General features: G+C 41.6%; 13 protein-coding genes and 1 riboswitch. Of the genes, 7 read left to right on the top strand and 6 right to left on the bottom strand.

All coding sequences use genetic code 11. The features are described from left to right. Nucleotides 1-15: 15 nt before the first annotated feature. Nucleotides 16-573 (top strand): hypothetical protein, encoded by a 558-nt coding sequence (locus ACEQZT_RS08400; RefSeq protein WP_370088987.1) that lies wholly within the window; start codon nucleotides 16-18, stop codon nucleotides 571-573. A gap of 24 nt (nucleotides 574-597) precedes the next feature. Then, complete coding sequence (locus tag ACEQZT_RS08395; RefSeq protein ID WP_370088986.1) at nucleotides 598-2,499, top strand: ATP-binding protein; 1,902 nt, start codon at nucleotides 598-600, stop codon at nucleotides 2,497-2,499. Here ACEQZT_RS08395 and ACEQZT_RS08390 read toward each other — a convergent pair. Beyond that, a complete protein-coding gene (locus tag ACEQZT_RS08390; protein WP_370088985.1) occupies nucleotides 2,488-3,039 on the bottom strand; it encodes an NUDIX domain-containing protein in 552 nt (183 codons plus the stop codon). The two genes, ACEQZT_RS08395 and ACEQZT_RS08390, sit on opposite strands and share 12 nt — an antisense overlap. Nucleotides 3,040-3,108: 69 nt before the next feature. Further along, nucleotides 3,109-4,044 carry a hypothetical protein gene (locus ACEQZT_RS08385; protein WP_370088984.1) on the bottom strand — a complete coding sequence of 312 codons (936 nt, stop codon included), beginning with the start codon at nucleotides 4,042-4,044 and terminating at the stop codon, nucleotides 3,109-3,111. 75 nt (nucleotides 4,045-4,119) lie between these two features. On the opposite strand from ACEQZT_RS08385, the gene ACEQZT_RS08380 reads away from it, so the two are divergent. The 3 genes from ACEQZT_RS08380 (at nucleotide 4,120) to ACEQZT_RS08370 (ending at nucleotide 9,177) form a co-directional block, all read left to right on the top strand. Next, nucleotides 4,120-5,988, top strand: coding sequence for an ABC-F family ATP-binding cassette domain-containing protein (locus ACEQZT_RS08380; protein ID WP_370088983.1), 1,869 nt, complete (start codon nucleotides 4,120-4,122; stop codon nucleotides 5,986-5,988). Nucleotides 5,989-6,019: 31 nt separating this feature from the next. After that, complete coding sequence (locus ACEQZT_RS08375; RefSeq protein WP_370088982.1) at nucleotides 6,020-6,487, top strand: hypothetical protein; 468 nt, start codon at nucleotides 6,020-6,022, stop codon at nucleotides 6,485-6,487. 305 nt (nucleotides 6,488-6,792) lie between these two features. Further along, a riboswitch (TPP riboswitch) is annotated at nucleotides 6,793-6,886 on the top strand. A gap of 56 nt (nucleotides 6,887-6,942) precedes the next feature. Then, a complete protein-coding gene (locus ACEQZT_RS08370; protein ID WP_370088981.1) occupies nucleotides 6,943-9,177 on the top strand; it encodes a TonB-dependent receptor in 2,235 nt (744 codons plus the stop codon). 93 nt (nucleotides 9,178-9,270) lie between these two features. Here ACEQZT_RS08370 and ACEQZT_RS08365 read toward each other — a convergent pair whose 3' ends face one another. The 3 genes from ACEQZT_RS08365 to ACEQZT_RS08355 form a co-directional block, all read right to left on the bottom strand. After that, the gene (locus tag ACEQZT_RS08365; protein WP_370088980.1) at nucleotides 9,271-10,260 is read right to left on the bottom strand and encodes an aldo/keto reductase; all 990 of its coding nucleotides are present in this window, start codon (nucleotides 10,258-10,260) and stop codon (nucleotides 9,271-9,273) included. A 22-nt stretch (nucleotides 10,261-10,282) separates the two neighbouring features. After that, complete coding sequence (locus ACEQZT_RS08360) at nucleotides 10,283-10,912, bottom strand: hypothetical protein (protein WP_370088979.1); 630 nt, start codon at nucleotides 10,910-10,912, stop codon at nucleotides 10,283-10,285. Nucleotides 10,913-11,029: 117 nt separating this feature from the next. Next, nucleotides 11,030-12,856, bottom strand: coding sequence for a von Willebrand factor type A domain-containing protein (locus ACEQZT_RS08355; RefSeq protein WP_370088978.1), 1,827 nt, complete (start codon nucleotides 12,854-12,856; stop codon nucleotides 11,030-11,032). A 146-nt stretch (nucleotides 12,857-13,002) separates the two neighbouring features. Here ACEQZT_RS08355 and ACEQZT_RS08350 point away from each other — a divergent pair, with 146 nt between their 5' ends. Both ACEQZT_RS08350 and ACEQZT_RS08345 read left to right on the top strand, forming a co-directional pair. Beyond that, nucleotides 13,003-13,491 carry an RNA polymerase sigma factor gene (locus ACEQZT_RS08350; RefSeq protein ID WP_370088977.1) on the top strand — a complete coding sequence of 163 codons (489 nt, stop codon included), beginning with the start codon at nucleotides 13,003-13,005 and terminating at the stop codon, nucleotides 13,489-13,491. After that, on the top strand, nucleotides 13,478-14,878 hold the full coding sequence (locus tag ACEQZT_RS08345) for a TonB family protein (RefSeq protein ID WP_370088976.1): 1,401 nt from the start codon (nucleotides 13,478-13,480) through the stop codon (nucleotides 14,876-14,878). The genes ACEQZT_RS08350 and ACEQZT_RS08345 overlap by 14 nt, the downstream gene beginning before the upstream one ends. Here ACEQZT_RS08345 and prmC read toward each other — a convergent pair. After that, nucleotides 14,868-15,704 carry a peptide chain release factor N(5)-glutamine methyltransferase gene (prmC, locus tag ACEQZT_RS08340; RefSeq protein ID WP_370088975.1) on the bottom strand — a complete coding sequence of 279 codons (837 nt, stop codon included), beginning with the start codon at nucleotides 15,702-15,704 and terminating at the stop codon, nucleotides 14,868-14,870. The genes ACEQZT_RS08345 and prmC overlap by 11 nt on opposite strands. Nucleotides 15,705-15,706: the final 2 nt, after the last annotated feature.

The raw sequence follows: 15,706 nt of genomic DNA, 5'->3' as shown, positions 1-15,706 counted from the left end.
TCCAAACCACCTCCTATGAAGTCCTTCAAAATTAAGCAGTTAGCATTCATTTTTGTCTTTGTACTTATTGCCTGTCAGGAAGATCAATTCAAAGAAGAAATTGATCCATTGGATGAGGATATGGCCTCAGCTACTTTGCTAGCCGAGGAATACTTGAAAACTGAAACAGGCAGATTTGAAGATTCTGATAAAGCAATCACAGTACTCAAGTACAAAAATGGAAAGCTGCTATTTGATACAAACACAGATGACTTTAAAGGTTATCAAGAGGTTGAAGAAACCTCAATTACCGCACATGTAGAACCCGGTGATTATATTTTTTGGTTCGCAGGAGGTGGCCTCTCAGAAGTTGATGAGATTGATTTTGATGAGGAGGCAGAGGAGGTCTTAGGTGACTTGCCTGTAGATTTTGTTCCACAAAAAATGTGGATAATAAGAGTTCCTTCAAACCTCGATTCACCCCAAATGTTAAAATATGATATTGTTTACGTACCTCGGGAGACAGGCATTCAAATAAGACTAGATCCTAAAATAACCGTTGGTGGACAATCAGGTAGTGACTCTGGTGAGTAACGGGTTATAGCTTAATAGCCAAGTATGAGAAGTCATAAACATATCCTATCACTACTTTCTTTGGTGCTGATTAGCTTTTTGAGTTATTCTCAAAACCAATTAAAAGCAGATAGCATTGAGAAGGAGATAAAAAAAGGAATAATGACTCCCAGTCAGGAAATGGAAGCCTACTACCGCTTATCCACACATACCATTTCCCCTGATAAAAGACTTGAATATGCCGAGTATTTATTGAAACTGGCTGAAAGTGCCAGAAGTCAGGAATATCTCATAAAGGCTTACATGCAAATTGGAATTGCTCACCGATTTATGAGCAATCTGGAGCGAGCTCTGGAAAATCTTTTTAAAGGTGCTGAAGAAGCAGATGGCAAACCGCAATTCAAAGACACTCTAGCTGAGATTTATGCAGAGATATCTACTTGCTATACTCAAAATGGTGACTCAGAAAATGCATTGCATTATGGATCCAAGACCATTGAAATGTTGAGAGAGTTGGGTAAAAAACAACCTCTAGCATTGAGCCTATTGAATTTCGGATATGATTATTACCTGATCGGAAACTATGATTCAGCTATGGCATATTACAATGAAGCTGAACCAATTCTGAAAGAACTAAAATTTGAGTTAGGAGTTGCCTATATCATTGGTAATAGAGCATTGGTTTATTGGAAACAGGGGAATCTGAAAAAAGCCAAAGAAGACCTGTTTGAGGCAATTGACATGCTGAAGCCTATGGGGGATAAATACGGCATGGCTGACTATTACAATCAACTTGGAAGCATCTACCTGGAGGAAGACAATGAAGAAGAAGCAATCAAACATACTTTGGCCGGCTTGCAAATGGCCAAGAGTATCGCCTTGAAAGAACAAGTAAGAGATGCATCGTATCTACTGTTTCAGCTATACAACAGAAGGGGGAATCTCGAAGATGCGATCAAATATCAAACACAATATTACGCTTATAAAGACAGCATTCAGAATCTGGAAACGACCCAAAGGCTTGGGGACATGAGAACCGAGTATGAAGTGGGACGAAAGCAAGCAGAGGTGGATCTACTCCTTCAGCAAAGAAGAAACAATCAAATCATCATGATAACCGGGGGTGTACTCCTGTTGGCATTCATTTGTTTGGCTTTCATTGTGTACTACTACTTCAAAGCAAAAAACACACTCAGCAAGCAACTGGCGAAGCAGAAAGATGATCTGGTAGTACTTAATCACACGAAGGATAAATTTTTCTCGATCATTTCACATGACCTTCGGGGACCTGTAAATACACTCAATGGGCTAATCACTGTATCTCAGCTATATCTGACAGAGGGCAAGGGTGATAAAGTAAAGGGCATGGTGGACAAGATGGGTGAGTCTGTTGACCGGTTGACCAAGCTACTGGACACGCTTCTGAATTGGGCTTTACAGCAAAGGGGGCATTTTCCCTATGTGCCGGAGCGACTAAACTTTGATGAGCTCATGGAAGAAGTTCTCGATATGTTTAGGGATACGGCCGTTTCAAAAAACATAAAACTCGAATTCAATTCAGATGAAACGCACTACCTGTTGACCGACAGAAATACCACCTCCACCATACTTCGAAATCTTGTGAATAATGCGATCAAGTTTACCAGATTTGGGGGTCATGTGGATATTTCAGCAAAGAAAGATCCGGCAGGAAAGTTTTGTGTAATTACTGTAGCCGATAATGGCGTTGGGATTACTGAGGACAAGCTAAATGGTCTATTCAATCTGGATGAAAAAATTTCTACTAAGGGCACTTCCGGCGAAACCGGACTTGGCCTGGGTTTACAGCTGGTTCAAGAATTTGTGCAGCTAAACAAGGGCAAACTGCATGTTGAAAGTAAGCCTGACAAGGGAACCACTTTTACCGTCCATCTTCCGCTGGTAAGTGATTTAAGCTCAAATTCCTAAGCTCAACATTCTCGAAAGTCGATAAATAGCAGCTACACTCAGGCTATCAGTAATCTTCCCTCTATCGCACATTTCCAACGCTTCTACGAATGGCAGCTTCCATATTTTCAGGTCTTCCGTTTCTTCAAACTCTGTTTCCCCATGGGTAAGTCCTTCGGCCAGGAATGCAATTCCCGTCTCATCTGTCACCGAGTTTGAGGTGTGAATACGGCAAATTTCTGACCATTTCTTAGCAGCAAGTCCGGTCTCTTCTTTCAATTCTCGCATGGCCGATTCCAGTATTGGAACATCCAGCGGCCCTCCACCCATAGGTATTTCCCAGGAATACTCATCCAGCGTATACCTATATTGACCTACCAGCCAGGTATTTTGATTTTCGTCAAGAGGAATAATTCCGATCGCCCAGTTTTTGTAATGGACTTTTCCGTAGAGGCTTTTTCCTCCTCCGGGATTTGTCACATCATGCTCAGTTAGTGTGATCCAGGGATTGTCGTAGATGGTTTTAGAGGAATGAGTGATCCAAGGGTTTTTGTGTTGCATGGTGTAAAAATACTTGCCAGGTTGAGCTTGTCGAAACCGAATACACATTTCGACAGGCTCAATGTGACATTAATCGATGGATAATCCCAGCTCCTTCCTCAACTCACGATCCTTATTGCTATTCTTTCCCCAATACGCTGATTTGATTGTATTGATTCGTTTTGCCTTGGTAGTTAGCCTTTCAGGATTGCTAAACCCACTCATATAGGTTTCCTCCCACCCCAGGATGGTATATGGAAAATCTGGTTCGTAATAGATGGATAGCTTTCTGTTATCGTATTCAAGTGTATAGATGTGATGCGGTTCATCTGAAAATTCAGAAGTATGAACTTCTAGCTTTGAAGCAGTTGCTTTCATTGGTTTAGCTTCCTGGTGCCTAAACCGCAAGTAAAATGTGGATGGAACAAGTTGGATTTCACCGATTGGCAGGTTCTCAGGATTGAATCTTATTCGAGACCAAAGTTCGTCTTCAAGTGTCACATTCGGCAAGGTTACATCTATATCCCCCTCTGATTCGAAGTAGGAAAAGCCACGCAACCTGTAGTTTCCATCCTGAAGATTTAGCTGCATAAATGTGTGACCACACCACTCCTGTGAAGAGGTTGTGACTTTAAGCAGATCCGGGTGCTGGTCGTAAGAGACCGGTGTGAACGTACTCATCATCATCGAATAGGGATATATTCCAGTCAGAAATTTCTTTGTCATATTGAGCTTCATCACACTCACATTATCCTCACTCTCATCTCGCCAATTATCCAATTTCACCTGCTTACTTTTTGAAAACGGCTCAGTCACAAAAACTAAGACAGCCTCTCCTGAGTGAATTTCTCCATACCTCGCCTGCTCCAACTTGTAGCTGGTGATTTCTGCTTCACCCGCATACCAATAATCATTAAAGTCACGAGGTTTTTCGGCAACTTTTTTTCCAGCCTTTGTCTCCTGCGAATTGGAAGGAGCGCAAGCTATTAGCGAGATCAAGAGAAAAGAGTAAATGAAGTTTTTCATACTAAATAATATTTACCTCTATTATAAAGGTAAAATGGGGCATTTTGTCCATCACCGTGTGCGTACATTTGCGGCATGAATTATCTGTCGGTTGAGGAGCTCAGCAAGAGCTACGATGAAAAGAAGCTGTTTGAAAACATCACCTTTGGTTTGGATCAAGGCCAGAAAGCAGCATTAGTTGGAGTGAATGGCACAGGTAAGTCCACACTGATGAAAGTGATTGCCGGCATTGAAGCGCCCGATAAAGGAATTGTTTCTTTTCGAAAAGGGCTCACCGTTTCCATGCTAAGACAGCACCCTGATTTCAACGAAGATGATACCATTCTTGAGGCTGTTTTTTCGGAAGACAAAGAGGAGCTCAACGTCATCCGTGATTATGAGATGGCGATGTATAAAACCGAGACCGATCCTGATAATGCACCAGATCTGAGTCCTATTTTGGAGAAGATGGACACACTGAATGCGTGGGAATATGAGCACCAAATCAAAGGACTCTTGGGCAAGCTCGGTATTCACAACCTTGATCAAAAAATGAAAGACCTCTCCGGAGGTCAAAAGAAGCGTGTAGCTATAGCGCAAGCACTGGTGGTAGACCCTGACGTGCTCATTCTGGATGAGCCCACCAACCACCTGGATCTGGAACTGATAGAATGGCTGGAAAACTACCTGGCAACCGCCAACCTCACCCTTCTAATGGTCACTCACGACCGTTATTTTCTGGATCGGGTGACTACCGAGATATTTGAAATTGAGCATGGCAAAATCTACAGATATAAAGGCAACTACAGCCAATTTCTGGAGAAAAAGGCTGAGCGGATGGAAATGGAAGCTGCCAGCATTGACAAGGCAAAAAACCTTTTCAAAACCGAGCTGGAATGGATGCGCCGACAACCTAAGGCTCGAGGCACCAAAGCAAAATATCGAGTGGATGCTTTCCATGATGTGAAGGCGAAAGCGCACAGTGCTGTTCAAACGCAAAAGATGGAGGTGAACCTGAAAGGCGAACGGCAGGGCAAAAAGATTTTGGAGCTGCACCACATCAACAAATCATTTGAAGGTCTGACACTTGTAAAAGATTTCAGCTATGTATTCAAACGAAGAGAAAAGATTGGGGTAATCGGGCCAAATGGAGTAGGTAAGTCTACATTTCTGAACATTCTATCTCAAAAGCTTAAACAGGATTCCGGCGAAATAGAGATCGGGCAGACTACCAAGTTTGGATACTACACGCAGGACGAAACCATATTCGATCCAAATAAAAAAGTGATCGATATCGTAAAGGAAGTGGCCGAATACATCGAGCTGGATAATGGCAGTCAGGTCACAGCTTCTCAGCTTTTGAATCAGTTTATGTTTCCACCCAAAATGCAGCACAACTTCGTTGGTAAACTAAGCGGTGGAGAGAAGAGAAGGCTTCAACTTCTTAGGGTATTGATGGCCAATCCTAACTTCCTGATTCTGGATGAACCCACAAATGACCTGGACATAACGACCTTAAATGTACTGGAAGATTACCTTCAAAATTTTGCTGGCTGTCTCATGATCGTATCTCACGATCGGTATTTCATGGACCGCCTGGTGGATCACCTGTTTGTATTCGAAGGCAATGGAAAGATCAGGGACTTCCCCGGCAACTACACAGACTACCGGGAGAAAGAAGGTGTGCCTGTAGCTGAACTTCCTAAGCAGGAAAAAGAGAAACCAAAAGCAGAAGCTGCAACGGAAAAACCAAAAGGTAGAAAGCTTAGCTACAACGAACAACGTGAGCTGGATCAACTAGACAAGGAAATACCTAAACTGGAAGCCAAAAAGAAAGAGCTTCAGGATGCAATGAATACCGAAACAGAGTACGAAAAGCTCCAGGAAATCAGCAATCAGATAAAAGCTGTCGAGGAAGAGCTGGAAGAGAAAGAAATGCGGTGGTTGGAGTTGAGTGAAGTTTAATAGATATCTTTATGAAGGAAATCATTAATCAATGAATTCGATTCCTAACAATCATAAAAAGCATTATTTAGAGGAGCTGATTCAATATAGGAAACAATGCAGGGAAAATAGCTTGTATAGTCAAAAAAGAATTGACATTGTACTCCTCACTATCAGCCCTGCCACAATAATTCTTATTCTTAATCTCATTTCTGAAAATAAAGCCTGGAACTACCTTCTATTTGTCTCAATAGTTGGATTTACAATAACAATAATCCTCAATTTTATCGGATTGTATCTTTCTTCTTTATCCAATACCTATGGAGAAAAGGATGCAACTTTAATAATAGAAAAAATCACTTATCAGGATGAGTTTCCCAGAGAAGATGAGAAAACTTCATTTGAAAAAGAGGCAGATAAATATGATAAAATGTATGGCAGGGTTAGTATTATCTCTTTCCTAATATTCGCAACAAGTATGATATTTGGAATTACTGGTTTCTTTTACTTGGTGGTCTAGAAGGCTTTTGAGGTTTTGGAGCTCCTAAGGGCCTTGGACCATCTGGCTTAGTTGGTTTATTTCTAGGATCACTCATTTTTATTCTTTTTGGATTTCTCAGTTTTATGCTTTTGTGATGGGACAATTGGTTTCGATGGTGTCTTAAGTCCTCTTTTTACAGTCTTACTTGTTTTTGAATTTTGCTTCCCCATTAAGTATAAATTTAACAAATTTTGAATTTAAGAGCTGATCCATCTTTACTAATTGGTAACCAACAGTAGTCGACCTGTGCTTCTTGCAAGTTTAAAAAGTACATCTACCTTTGCGTCGCAAAATAGGGGTGCCGATAAGCGGCTGAGATCATACCCATAACCTGATCCGGATAATGCCGGCGTAGGGAGCGGCTTTACAGCCAGTATGATAAACATTTTGGGAAGTCCCCACTTTCCATTGTTTAATTTTTAATTTTTTCAAACATGAAAGCTTTATGTATGTCGGCAGTGATGCTGCTGGCGGGCGTTGCATTTTCGCAAGACAGCCTGAAAACACAAAAGTTGGACGATGTGACGGTATACTCCACACGTGCCAACGAAAACACACCCATGACCTACTCTTCGTTATCCAAAGAGGATATTCAAAAACGAAACCTGGGTCAGGACTTACCTATTCTTCTGAACTTCACTCCCTCAATTGTTACCACCTCAGATGCGGGTGCAGGCGTGGGCTACACGGGTATGAGGATTAGAGGAAGTGATGCAACCAGAATCAACGTAACCATAAATGGAGTACCAGTCAATGACTCGGAATCGCATGGGGTGTTTTGGGTGAACATGCCGGACTTCTCTTCATCACTTAGCAGTATACAAATCCAGCGTGGAGTTGGGACCTCCTCCAACGGAGCTGGAGCCTTTGGTGCTACTGTGAACCTAAAAACCAGCAATGTTTCTCGGAATCCGTTTTTCCAATCTGATAATTCTTTTGGGAGCTTCAATACCTGGAAATCGAACCTTACTTTCAATACCGGCCTGATCAACAACCGATTCAACTTTGAAGGACGACTTTCCAAAATCACCTCAGATGGATTTGTGGATCGATCAGCTGCTGACCTCAAATCATATTACCTGTCAGGCGGAAGCTATGGTGAGCGCACCATGATCAAGGCAGTGATCTTTGGTGGGCATGAAATCACTCAGCAGGCCTGGTATGGAACGCCTGAAGCGGTACTGAATGGAGGTGAAGATGAGATCGAAAATCTGATTGCATTTTCCGGTGAGTATTCAACGCCTGAGCAGCTACAAAACGTGAGAAATGCAGACAGAACATTCAACTACTACCTGTACGATAACGAAATCGATAACTATCGTCAGGATCATTATCAGCTTCACCTTGGTCACACTTTTTCTGAGTCATTGAACTTAACAATGGCTGGCCACTACACCAGAGGTCGAGGATACTTTGAGCAATTCAAGGGCGATGAAGAATTGAGTGATTACGGTCTCGATTCGATTGAGGTAGGATCAGAGAAGATTGGAGCTTCAGATATCATCGTAAGAAGATGGCTGGACAACCACTTTTATGGAGCTACTTTTTCGTTAAGCTATCAGCAAGATGCGCTTGATATCACTTTCGGAGGAGCAGCTAATCAATACATAGGGGATCATTTTGGAGAAATAATCTGGATGCAATATGCCGGCACCACAGATATCAGGGATAGATATTATGAAGGTGATGCCACCAAAAATGACATCAATGCTTTTGTGAAGGCCAACTATGATATCAGTGATCGTATAAATGCTTTTGCAGACATGCAGGTAAGAAATGTTGCCTACGAAACTGAAGGGGTGGACAATGATCTAAACCCATATAGTGTGGACGAAAGTCTTACGTTCTTCAATCCAAAATTCGGACTGACTTATGCCCTGACCAATGAAATGAGCGTGTATGGATCATTTGCTATTGGAAATCGAGAGCCGGTACGCTCAGACTACATTGATGCAAATCCTGGTGAAATTCCATCGCATGAGACCCTACAAAATGTGGAGATGGGTGTGAGAAAATACGGCACCAGTTTTTCATATGAAGCCAACTTTTACTTCATGAATTATGAAAACCAGCTTGTGCTTACAGGTGCTGTAAATGATGTGGGATCCGGTATCCGTGTGAACGTTCCTAAAAGCTACAGAGCAGGTATCGAGCTTAGCACGATCTATAAGCTAAGCGATCAGGTGACATGGAATGCCAACCTTGCTTTAAGCAGAAATAAGATTGATCAGTTTACTGAAGTGGCTTTTGACTATGGTGAAGATTTCAGTGGATTCAGTGAAGTGAGAATTGATCATGAAGATACGGACATTGCGTACTCCCCAAGTGTAGTAGCTGGAAGCATTCTTAGCTTCGATGCAACGAATAATCTGTCGATCGAATTGATGACCAAATATGTGGGCAAGCAGTATCTGGACAATACCTCAAATGATGACCGGGCAATCGATCCATATCTGACCAACGACGTTCGAATTGCGTACAATTTCAACACTGATTTTGCTAAAAATCTACAGTTGTCATTGTTAGTCAATAATGTGCTAAATAAAGAATATTCTTCAAATGGATATACCTGGGGCTACTACTATGGCCCAACGAACTTGTATCAGCAAAACAATTATTACCCACAGGCGGGAAGGAATTTCTTAGCGGCAGTGAGTATGAGGTTCTAATGTCATCCTGAACGAAGTGAAGGATCTCCTTCATAAAAGATGCTTCGCTTCACTTAGCATGACAAGAAGCCACCTTTTCAGAGGTGGCTTTTTTTATACATCATGATCAATAACCACTTTTTCCATTTCGGTATTGATGATGTTGATTTCTTCTTGAGATAATTTAAAGCTGAGAGATTTAGCGTTCTCCTCTGCTTGCTTAGCATTCCGAGCTCCAACCAAAGCGGCTGTAATTCCTTCTCGTTGCACCGTCCAGTTGATGACCAGCTGTGCCAGCGTCACTCCATGATCCTCCGCTATGAGTTTAATTTGATCCAGGAATGAATTGGTTCTGGAGCGATTGGGTTCTTTGAAAAACTTATTGTTAGCCCGATGATCATCTCCCTTAAATTCATGGTCTGATTTGATCTTTCCAGTTAGCAAACCTCTTTGGAGTGGACTGTAAGCTAGAATCCCAACCTTCTCTTCCAGACAATATGGAATAATGTCCTTTTCAATTTTTCTGTAGACCATACTATATGGTGATTGGGTTGAGGCAAGATCGATCACCGAGTCTGCTCGCTTCATTAGCTCTACTGTATGATTAGACATACCAATCGCTCGAATTTTCCCCTGCTGCTGCAGCTCTTTCAGCGTCTCCATTGTCTCCTCAATTGGCGTGGTAGCATCCGGACGATGAATCTGGTAAAGATCGATGTAGTCAGTTCCGAGGCGTTTCAGGCTATCTTCCACTTCCTGAATAATCCCCTCCCGTCCAGCATACGCATAAGTCTTGCCTCCGTCTGTGGTTGGAAATTGATATTCCCCCTTTTCGGTCTTCCAATTAAAACCAAACTTGGTTAAGATCTCCAGATTATCCCTGCCAATTTCTTTGATCGCCTTCCCAACCAACTTCTCACTGTGCCCAAATCCATAAACGGGTGCTGTATCGATAGAGGTGATGCCCAGATCGTAGCTTTTCTTCATCGCCTCCAATGCATCCTTATCTTCATTGCCACCCCAGGCCTGCCCGCCAATGGCCCATGCACCAAAAGCGATCGGAGAAATATATAGGTTCGATTTTCCGAGTTGTACTTTTTTCAAAATTATTCTTTCAGACCCAAAGCTACCATTCAGATTCGCTATCCAAAAATCCTTTAAATGTTGCTTCTACATTGATCTGATCATTACTGTCCTCGGCATTGGTTAGTGTTGATGAAAACCGTCCTTCAATCATAATAATACTCTCAAATGGTTCTTTACGATCTGCATACACATCAAATTCATCGATGTAAGCTTTATCAATTCGGAAAAAATTATCAGGATTACCTGAAGAATTAATATCTGAATAATAAACTCTATCATGGTTGATATAATTTATTGAGATTCCAATATCGTCAGCACCCGAAATTGTCCAATCTGTAGAGTTGATTATCTCTATAATATCATGGGATGAAACTGGTTCCCACTCACAATCATTATCTGGACACAAGCCTGTCTTAAACCGAATTGATATTGTTTTCAAAAGCTCAGCTGATTGGTCAGCTGATTGCCAGCTTGCACTATATGAAAAATCTGTTCCGCGTCCGGGCCCGCCTCGATCATATTCGAAAATATCCCCATTTAGTTCACCCTTTATAAATCCAGGAAATGGCTCATGCTCAGGGATTGCAGATTCACTTGAACATGACATTAGGACAAATAGCACTAGTACTAGTTTGAACCCATTTAAGATGATGTTTAGTTTCCGTTTCATAAATCAATAATACGTTTTTTGCCATTTGGAAGTTAATCAGTAAAACGAAAAAAGCGAGAAAATTATTTTCTCGCTTTTAGGACTAAACTCATCCTTCGAGAGCCTCAGGATGACATCCTATTGGGGGCTCATGCTTTTTGCCAGATCAATCAGCTCAATAAACTCAGCCCGATAACCGAATTCATCTTTTCCCTTAGAACTCTTAGCCAAACGCAAAACATCTTCATAAGCTAAATCGCCCTTGTACTCAGAGTCTCGTAGTAGCATTCCAAAACCAGCCACAGCCATTGACCAGTCAAGGTTATCGCCGGACTTTCTTATTTCATTTTCAACAACCTTAGTGATCAATTTGCTCTTGGATCCGTCGGGTTCTTTATATCTGAATTTCACAGTGAGCAATTCATCAGATGAACTAGTCACTTTTTGATCATTTGATTGATACTTTAATGGATCAATATCCTTTACAAACTCACTCTCCACACCAACCGGAATGATCTCATAAAGAGCGGTGACGGTATGTCCACTTCCTAGCTCACCGGCATCCTTTTTGTCGTCATTAAAATCCTCATCGTTGAGCAATCTGTTTTCATAGCCAATCAACCGGTAAGCCTGAACAACAGCTGGATTGAATTCCACCTGGATCTTTACATCTTTGGCTATCGTGAACATGGTGCCACCAAACTCATTTACCAGCACTTTCTTTGCTTCCTTCATATTGTCTATATAGGCATAGTTTCCGTTACCCTTATCAGCCAAAGTTTCCATTTTGGAATCCTTATAATTACCCATACCAAAACCCAAAACTGTAAGGAATACACCCTCATCTCGCTTCTCCTCGATCAACCGCTCCATCTCTGCAGTGCTTGATGCTCCTACATTGAAATCGCCATCTGTTGCCAGTACCACACGGTTATTACCTCCCTCGACATACTGCTCCTTGGCTAGTTTATAGGCCAATTTGATTCCGGCTCCTCCCGCAGTAGATCCTCCGGCCTGAAGCTGATCCAGTGCTTCCATGATCTTCTTTTTGTCATTGCCATCGGTGGGCTCCAATACAACTCCTGCAGCACCAGCATACACCACAATCGATACTTTGTCCTGCGGACGAAGCTCATTCACCAATAATTTAAAGGCTGACTTTAACAATGGTAACTTATTTGGAGCACTCATCGATCCCGATACATCAAGTAGGAAGACAATGTTTGAGGCTGGGAGATTATCCAACTCAATTTTCTTACCCTGTAATCCTATCTGTGCAATCAAATGCTTTTCATTCCATGGCGCTCTTGCCAGCTCAGTATTGATTGAAAATGGATCCTTACCTGTTGGATTTTCATAGTCATAGTTGAAGTAGTTTATCATCTCTTCGATTCGCACCGCATCTTTTGGAGGTAGCTGGCCATTGTTTATAAACCTCCTCATGTTGCTATATGAGGCTGCATCCACATCGATAGAGAAAGTTGAGAGTGCATTATCCAGTACTTTTTTAAAACCATTTTCATGAATGGTGGAGTACTCTTCAGTGTTGTGATATTGTCCCTGATCGTAATATGCCGGAGCATAACTCATCGACATATTGCCAGCTCCTTTTGCTAGTTTACTTCGCTGCATCATCGGTCGACTTACCGCATCTTCAGCTACTGCCACTTCTTGCAGCTCTAGCTCGGCGAACTTAAGTGTGACATCCAGCACCTTGCTTTTTCCTACTTTCACCTTTTTGGTTTCATAACCGATGAATGAAAACACGAGAATTGATTTTTCACTTGCCTCCTCTATGGAATAAAAGCCATTTACATCTGTAGTGGTGCCTGAGCTCGTTCCTTTGATAACAACACTTACACCCGAGAGGGTCTGACCATTCTCATCATAAACGGTCCCGTTTACATATCTGGCACTAACATTGAATGCCATTAAAGTTGTAAGAAGAATTATTAACTGTTTCATATGATTTTTCATTTGATTTGACATTGGGATGCAGGCATGAATGAGATTCCATAAAAATTTTTGATTTTTTTCTGAGCAAGTCAAAAACCATATCACCCACAGACGAATTACAACTGCAGTTTTATCGGAAAACCGGCAATCAGGAGGTGCTGGGTGAGCTGTACAATAAATACATTCACCTGGTCTATGGTTTGTGCCTGAAGTACCTGAAAAACAGAGATGATGCGCAGGATGCAGTCATGTCCATATATGAGCAAATAAGTGAAAAACTGCTAATAACTGAAGTTCAACATTTCAAAAGCTGGCTCTATATGGTCAGTAAAAATCATTGCCTCATGGAACTGCGTAAAAAGAATCCTGAGATTCATGCTGAAGTTTTTATGGAATCTGATGAAGCAATGCATCTTAATGATGAAAAAGTGGAGCTAGAGAAAGATCTAACTGCATTAGAAGATTGCATCGAAGAGTTGAAAGAGGAGCAGCAGCGATGTGTAAAGCTCTTTTTTCTAGAGAAAAAAAGCTATCAACAGGTAAATGAGGAAACCGGGCTTAACATGAAAAAAGTGAAAAGCCATATCCAAAATGGAAAGCGTAACTTGAAAATGTGTTTGGAAAGCAAGAATGTCAAACGATAAGAACCATAGCGAGCAATTTGAAAGATATCTGAAAGGACAGATGAGTCCTGAGGAAGCGAATGCTTTTGAGCGTGAGGTGCTGGATGATCCGTTTGCTACAGAAGCATTGGAGGGTTATGAAGGTCAGGACTTAAGTGTTCTTAATGATATTGAAAAGCTGAGAGGTCGAGTATCTGCGCAAAAAAGAAAAAGCTTTCCATTTATGAAGATAGCAGCAGCTGTTGCCCTTCTGTTTGTTGCGTCACTTACGGTTTACTTCTTAACAACTCAGGTGAGCGGAGATCAGCTGGCCATGGAAAAAGAACCAGTTGAAGAACTTAGCCAATCAAGTCCAAAGCCAGATACTATTCGCATAGATTCAAAAAAAGAAATTCAAGTTGCGGAAGACATCCAAACAGACACATTTAAGAAAAATGGACTGAAAGTCGAGGGTGAGAATGACATTGTTGTGAACCTGGATCACGATGTTACTACCGACATTCAAGAAAACCTTATTTCCGAAAATGTACCGGATAATGAAGAAGCGGATCAGCCTGAAGGAAATGGACAGGATCTTCTGTTAGCTGAAACTGAAGAGCGCATCGAGCCAGAAGATGACGCATCTGACTTACTTCAGGGAAGAGCAGCCGGAGTACAAATCGCGGAAACCAGATCAGAGCCAAAGCCCGATTATATAGATACATCAGAGCTCGAGGAGGTGGTTGTCATGGCTCAGCCTTTGGTTGCTAAAAAAGAATCGTTTAGCTCTGCTTTAAGTGAGATAGAAGAGCCCAAAGCCAAAAAATCTGCTGTTGCAAGAAGTAGATCAACAGCCAATGAAATTGTGACTGGAATGGTAACCGATGATTACGGCGAACCTTTACCCGGTGTGAATGTGGTTATTAAAGGAACTACAACTGGTACGGTCACAGATATTGATGGAAGTTATCAGCTCCCCAAGTCTGATGATATGATCCTGACATATGCATTTGTAGGGTTTGAATCTCAGGAAATTGAAGTTGGTGACCGCTCCAACATCGATGTAAAAATGGGAGGGGCTATGGAACTTCAGGAAGTGGTTGTTACTGGCTATAGCAATGTAACTTCAACAGGCTACACTCCAGCCAAACCAATCGGCGGAAACAAATCCTACAAAAAGTATCTTGACGAAAATCTCAGATATCCAGAAGCTGCAAGAATTAATGAAATTGAAGGAACTGTAGTATTGGAATTAACAATTGATCCATCTGGAGCGATCAATCAGATAGACATCAAAAAAAGCCTGGGATATGGTTGTGATGAAGAGGCAATAAGATTGGTAAAAGAAGGGCCAATGTGGACGGCTGCTAAAAAAGATGGAATTACAGTAGAAGACAAAGTTAGGGTGAGGGTGACGTTTAAACTTTAACCCCACTCACCACCCGATCCTTCCCTTGCATATCCTGATGAATAGCAGCTTCTGAATATCCAACATCTTGCAGGTATTCCTTCACTATAGCTCCAAACTTTTCATGGATCTCAAAGTATAGCTTCCCGCCTTTTTTCAGGGATTTCAATCCCTCATCAGCTATACGTTTATAAAAAATTAGTGGGTCATTGTCGGGGACGAATAAGGCAATTTCTGGCTCATGCTCAGTCACATTTTTGGACATTTCGACTAGCTCTTTTTGAGGTATATATGGAGGGTTACTTACCAAAATATCCAGGTTCGATTCAGGCAAGTTTTCCTTTAAAATATCTGATTGATGAAATACCGATTGTGCACCTAATTCGTTCGAATTTTTCTCAGCGATAGCGATCGCTTCTCCTGAGACATCCGTTCCAAAAACCTGAACTTTAAATTCCAACGAAAGTGTTGCGGCAATACAACCTGATCCTACCCCTACATCCAGAATGCGAGGCTTCTCCACATTGTTTTCTCGAATGATTAACTCAACCAATTCTTCCGTTTCAGGTCTGGGAATTAGGGAGCCAGGAGCAACTTGAAATTTTCTTCCATAGAAATCAGCAACTCCAGTAACGTACTGGATAGGCTCAAACTGAAGGAGTCTTTTTATATAGCTATCTAGTCGATCTGTATCAACATCAAGATTCCCATCAAAGAGAATCTCAGTTTTTGAAATGTCGAAAGCATCTTCCAGCAAGATGTAAGAAATGTTCTCAGCCTCCCTTCTATCATAAACTTTTTCCAGCTGTTTCGCTGTTTCTTGCCAGATTTGCTTCACATTCTTCATTC

Source organism: Ekhidna sp. (assembly GCF_964218185.1).
In the GTDB taxonomy this organism is placed as follows: domain Bacteria; phylum Bacteroidota; class Bacteroidia; order Cytophagales; family Cyclobacteriaceae; genus Ekhidna.
This window is presented reverse-complemented; position numbering and strand designations above follow the sequence as displayed.